The 5,311-nt window shown below is 73.2% G+C and carries 4 protein-coding genes and 1 pseudogene; 2 read left to right on the top strand and 3 right to left on the bottom strand.

Annotated features, from left to right (window positions below; translation table 11 throughout):
- A partial coding sequence (locus K2X24_RS14025; RefSeq protein ID WP_292499001.1) for a lysine--tRNA ligase occupies window positions 1–1,349 on the bottom strand: 1,349 nt, incomplete at its 3' end.
- Window positions 1,350–1,576: 227 nt separating this feature from the next.
- Between K2X24_RS14025 and K2X24_RS14020 the strand changes: the two genes are divergently transcribed.
- Window positions 1,577–2,731 carry an MFS transporter gene (locus K2X24_RS14020; protein WP_292499000.1) on the top strand — a complete coding sequence of 385 codons (1,155 nt, stop codon included), beginning with the start codon at window positions 1,577–1,579 and terminating at the stop codon, window positions 2,729–2,731.
- Window positions 2,732–2,738: 7 nt separating this feature from the next.
- Here the strand turns inward: K2X24_RS14020 and K2X24_RS14015 are convergent, their stop codons facing one another.
- Window positions 2,739–3,521 (bottom strand): glutathione S-transferase family protein, encoded by a 783-nt coding sequence (locus tag K2X24_RS14015; RefSeq protein ID WP_292498999.1) that lies wholly within the window; start codon window positions 3,519–3,521, stop codon window positions 2,739–2,741.
- Window positions 3,522–3,617: 96 nt separating this feature from the next.
- Entirely contained in the window at window positions 3,618–4,472 is an 855-nt protein-coding gene (locus K2X24_RS14010) for a transporter substrate-binding domain-containing protein (RefSeq protein WP_292499002.1), read from the bottom strand.
- A 112-nt stretch (window positions 4,473–4,584) separates the two neighbouring features.
- On the opposite strand from K2X24_RS14010, the pseudogene K2X24_RS14005 reads away from it, so the two are divergent.
- Window positions 4,585–5,311 (top strand): annotated as a pseudogene (locus tag K2X24_RS14005) (glycosyl transferase); the annotation flags it as partial.

Raw genomic sequence — 5,311 nt, 5'->3', positions numbered from 1 at the left:
GCGGCCCGATAGGTCTTGGCGGGGCGCACGAGATCGCGGAAATAGGCCAGCGCGTGGCCGACGAGGCGGGCCAGCACCGGATGGCTCTCCGGCCCCACATCCGGGTCGTAGCGGCGGATGAAGCCCCACAGCACCGCCGGGTCCTCGGTGTTGGCCACCGCCGCGAGGTTGAGGAGCATGGCGAAGGTGAGCGCGCCGCCCTTGCCGACGGCTTCCGCCGCCGGCGGATGCCCGGCATGCAGGTGCCAGACCGGGTTGCCGAGCTTCTGGGCCGGCTCCTGGGCCGGATACTTCTCCAGGAAGCTGAGGTAGTCGTCGACCTGGCGCGGAATCATCTCCACGAACAGGCGCTTGGCCTCGCGTGGCTTGTTGTACATGAACAGTGCCAGGCTGTCGGCGGTGCCGTAGACGAGCCAATCGTCGATCGAGAGGCCGTTGCCCTTCGACTTCGAGATCTTCTTGCCGTCCTTGTCGAGGAAGAGTTCGTAGTTGAAGCCCTCCGGTGGCTCCCCGCCCAGCGCCCGGGCGATCTCGCCAGAGAGCTTCACGGAATCGATGAGGTCCTTGCCGGCCATCTCGTAATCGATGCCGAGCGCCACCCAGCGCATGGCCCAGTCGGGCTTCCACTGCAGCTTGGCATGGCCCCCCGTCACCGGGGTCTCGTAGCCCTCGCCGGTCTTCGGGTCGCGCCAGACCAGGGTGCCGGCCGAGACCCGGACCTCGTCGATGGCGACCTGCATGACCTCGCCCGTCACCGGATGGATGGGCAGGAACGGCGAGTAGCTCGCCGAGCGCTCGGCGCGCAGCGACGGCAGCATGATCGCCATCACGGCCTCGTAGCGCTCCAGCACCGTGAGCAGGGCCGTGTCGAACACGCCCGAGCGGTAGCACTCGGTCGCCGAGCGGAACTCGTAGTCGAAGCCGAACGCGTCGAGGAAGCGGCGCAATTCGGCGTTGTTGTGGGCGCCGAAGCTGTCATGGGTGCCGAACGGGTCCGGCACCCGGGTCAGCGGCTGATTCAGGGCGCCGATCAGCAGGGGCTTGTTCGGCACGTTGTCCGGCACCTTGCGCAGGCCGTCCATGTCGTCCGAGAACGCGATCAGCCGGGTCGGCACGCTGTCGTTGGTGAGAACCCGGAAGGCGTAGCGCACCATGGATGTCCGCGCGACCTCGCCGAAGGTGCCGATATGCGGCAGGCCCGAGGGCCCGTAGCCGGTCTCGAACAGGACCTCCGATTTCGGCCGGCGTTCCAGCCGCGCCACGAGCTTGCGCGCCTCCTCGAAGGGCCAGGCGGCGGCGGTGGCGGCCGCCGCGATGAGATCGGGATCGGAGGGAAGCGGGGACGGCATGGACAGCGTCAGTTCTGCAAGAATTGTCGGGGGTGATGGGTCGAGACCGGCGGCACCGTAGGGAGCGCGTCCCGGAGGGTCAACGTGAGGCCGAGCGCCCTGCGCCGGGGACATGGCTGCCACTCCGCTCCCCGGACCCCTGACTTCATACGTCTGCCGTGTCTCCCTGCGAGACCGCACGCGCCGCTCGGCCCGGCTGCCTGAGCGGATCGCGCATGAAAGGCCCCATGACCGCGTCCGTCCTCCCGCACGTGTCCGCCACCGGCACGCCCGAGATCCGCGCCACCCGGCTCCTGTTCCTCATCGTCGGCTTCGGCGTCGCGGCCTGGGCGCCCCTGGTGCCCCTCGTCAAGGCGCGGGCGAGCCTCGACGACGGCACCCTCGGCTTGCTCCTGCTCTGCCTCGGCATCGGGTCGCTCGCCGCCATGCCGGTGGCGGGGGCGCTCGCCGGGCGCTTCGGCAGCCGCCCCGTCCTGGCCGCCGCCGTGCTCGTCACCGGGGCGGCGCTGGTGGTCCTGTCGCGTGCGGCCGGCCTGCCCGTCCTCGCCGTCGCCCTGACCGGGCTCGGGATCGGCCTCGGCCTCCTCGACTGCCTGATGAACCTGCAGGCCGTGGCGGTGGAGCGCCGGGCGGAACGGCCGATGATGTCGGGGTTCCACGGCCTCTACAGCCTCGGCTGCATCCTGGGCGCTGCCGGCTTCAGCGCCCTCCTGAGCCTCGGTTTGACGCCGGCGGCCGCCACTCTGGCGGTCGTCGCCGCCATCGCGGCCGCCTTCCGCGCCGCCCTGCCCGGCATCCTGCCGGCATGGGTGAGCGAGTCGCACGGCCCGGCCTTCTCCCGGCCGCGCGGGCCGGTGCTCCGCATCGGGCTCCTGTGCTTCGTGGTCTTCCTCACGGAGGGCTCGGCCCTCGACTGGAGCGGCGTCTTCCTGATCCAGGAGCGCGGCCTCGATCCGGCTCGCGCCGGCCTCGGCTACGCGGCCTTCTCGCTGACGATGACGGTGGGCCGGCTCACCGGCGACGCCCTCGTGCGCCGCACCGGGCGCCGCCGCATCGTCGTGCTGGGGGCGCTCCTGGCGGCGGGCGGCCTCGGCCTCACGATCGCCGTGCCGCTCTGGCCGGTGACGCTCCTCGGCTACGCCTTGGTGGGGGCGGGCTGCGCCAACATCGTGCCGGTGCTGTTCACCGCCGCCGGGCGACAGGACGCGGTGCCCGCCGCCCTCGCGATCCCGGCCGTGACCACGCTGGGTTATGCCGGCGTGCTCGCGGGCCCCGCCGCCATCGGGCTCCTCGCCCATGCCACCAGCCTGACGCTCGCCTTCCTCGTCGTGGCGGCCCTCCTTCTCGCCGTCGCGGCCGGCGCCCGGCGGCTGCGCACCTGAGGGGCGGCTACGGATCCGGCCAGGAGAAACGGATGTTGGCGTCCCGCAGGCCCGCCAGCACCACCTCGATGCCGCCCGAGCGGATCATCCAGTCGAGCCGGTGGTCGCGATACTCGCGGCGGCGCCCGCCGGTGGTGTAGAGGTCGGAGGCCTCGGCCATCCGGGCGGCGGCCGCGTCGAACTCGGCGAAGGTGACGGCCACGGAGGCGCGCGCGCTCGCCCGGGCATGCCAGCGCGCCAGCGCGGTGCCCGGCGCGGGCCCGAGGCCGTAATGCACCGAGCGATTGACCATCGGGGCCGCCGCCGCGTCGGCCCAGCCGAAGCCGGCGCCGCCGAACCAGTCGGCCGTGCCGAGGCGCTGCGACAGCCAGTCCTGGAGCACGCCCGTCTGCGCTGCCGCCCGGGCGCGCAGGTGCGCGGCGAGGTCCCCCGTGGCGCGGCGGAACCACAGCACCTCGCCGAAGCCCCAGTTCACCGCCTCGTACTGGGTGTCGCAGACCTCCTCGGTGATCCGCGCGAAGGCCCGCGCGGCAGGGCCTGCCGGTAGCAGCGGGGGCTCGGGCCAGCGCTCCTCGACATATTCGAGGATCACGGTGGATTCGAACAGCGTCACGTCCCCGTCGATGAGCACCGGCACCTCGGTGCGGGGATTGGCGGCCGCGAAGGGGCCCTCCCCGCTGCCCGTGCCGAAACGCTCCGGCAGTTCGGCCCTGAACGACACTCCCTTCTCGCGAAGCGCGATCTTGATCTTCTGCGCGTAGGACGAGAGCGGGTGCTCGTAGAGCAGCATGGCAGAGGGCTCCTGGGGATTCGCTGCGTGCATCCCGCGCCAACGCCCGAGAGGCTAGCGGCCCATGCCGGGACGCGGACTCGGTCCGGCGCGTCCCTAGAACGGGCTCACGGGGAAGAACCGCAGGTACAGTTCGGCGTACTTCCCCTCGTCCCAGAGCCGCTGGAGCGCGTCGTCGAGCGCCCGCGAGAGGGCCGCGTCGTCGGCGCGGGTGACGAAGCCGATGCCCTCGCCGAAATAGCGGTTCTCGAGGTAGTCGCCCCCGGTGAAGGCGCAGCAATTGGCGGCCTCGGCGCCGCCGATCCAGAGGGCGAGGTTCAGGCCGTCGGCGAAGACGTAGTCGACCTCGCCCCGGCGCAGGGCTCCCTCGGCGGTGGCGAGATCGGTGAAGTCCTTGGCCGCCGCCCGGGGGAAGAACGCCTTGAGATAGGCCGCGTGGGCGCTGCCGCTTACCACGCCGACGCTGCGCTCGGCGAGCGCGGTGGCGGAGGGGACGGGCAGGCCTTTGTCGGTGCGTGCGGCGAAGCGTGCCGGCCAGCGGAAATACGGCCGCGTGGCGAGGAAGCGCGTCCGCAGGGCCGGCGTCAGGGGAATTGCGGCGGCGACGACGTCGCCCTGCCGGTCGGCCAGCGCGTCGAGCAGGGTGTCGAAGCGCCGGGCCTGCACCGTGCAGGCCATCGCCAGGCGCTCGCAGACCGCGCGGGCGAGTTCCACCGAAAAGCCCGTGGGCGTGCCGTCGGGCCCGGCGAAGTGCAGGGGCGGGAATTCGTCGTCCGTGAGGAAGCGGACCGCGCGGGCGCTCGGCTGGGTCTCCATGCGCTCCTGCCGGGCGCGCGGGTTCCAGAAGTTCGGAATCGTGACGCCCTCGGCGCGGGCCCCGGCCGGCCCCCCCCAGCACAGGGCCGCCAGGACGGCGAAGGCCGTGGCCCGGCCGCGCCTCCGCCTTGCCATCGGGCGCGTGACCGTAGAAGTTGCAGGTGTGGTGCGCGGGTTGCGCATGGGAACGGACTGGCTCACGGCGTCTCCCCTAGCACATCCCCGGGCCGTCGGGAGGCCGGCTGCGGTGTCGCTCCTCGTCAGCTCTCCCGCCGCCGGTCCGGCCGGCGCGCTGCCGCCCGAGATCGGCTTCCTCGCCGGCCAGGGGTTCGATCCCGCGGCGCTGGCCGGGGCCGCAGCCCTGGCGCGAGCCTGCGGCAGCGACGCGGCCACAACGCTCATTCAGGCCGACCGGATCGGCGAGGAGGCCTATTACCGCGCCCTCGCCGCCGCCCTCGGCGTGCCGTTCCTGGCAGCCGGCGATCTCCGGCTCGGCGAGGGCACGCGCTTTCCCGGCAGCCTCGAGGCCGGGCTCGCGCCCCTGGCGGGGACGGGCCCCGCCGCCTTCGTCTGCGCGCCGCGCGGGGCCGCCATCGCGGCCCTCCTGCGGGAGGGCGGCGCGGCCGCCGTCACCACGCCCCGCGCCCTGTCCGCTGCGGTCTTCGCGGCCAATCCCACCGGCATCGCCACCTATGCCGCCGACACGCTCCAGGTGCGGCGTCCGGACTGGGCGCTCGGTCCGGGCTCGCAGGGGCCGCGCCTCGCCATCGTCGCCCTCGTGCTGGGGGCGGGGGCCGTGGCCGGCGCCCTCGTCCCCACCCCCCTGCTGATCGGGGCCTGGACCCTGGTGCAACTCGCCTTCCTCGCCACGGTGACGTTCCGGATCGCCGCCGTCAGCGTGGAGGCCGAGCCGACGCCCGAGATCCCGCTCACCGACGCGGCCCTGCCGGTCTACACCGTGCTGGTCGCCCTCC

The sequence above is a fragment of the Methylobacterium sp. genome (genome assembly GCF_019750675.1).
In the GTDB taxonomy this organism is placed as follows: Bacteria; Pseudomonadota; Alphaproteobacteria; order Rhizobiales; family Beijerinckiaceae; genus Methylobacterium.
The sequence above is the reverse complement of the archived record's forward strand: the minus strand, read 5'-3'. Positions and strand labels throughout refer to the sequence as shown.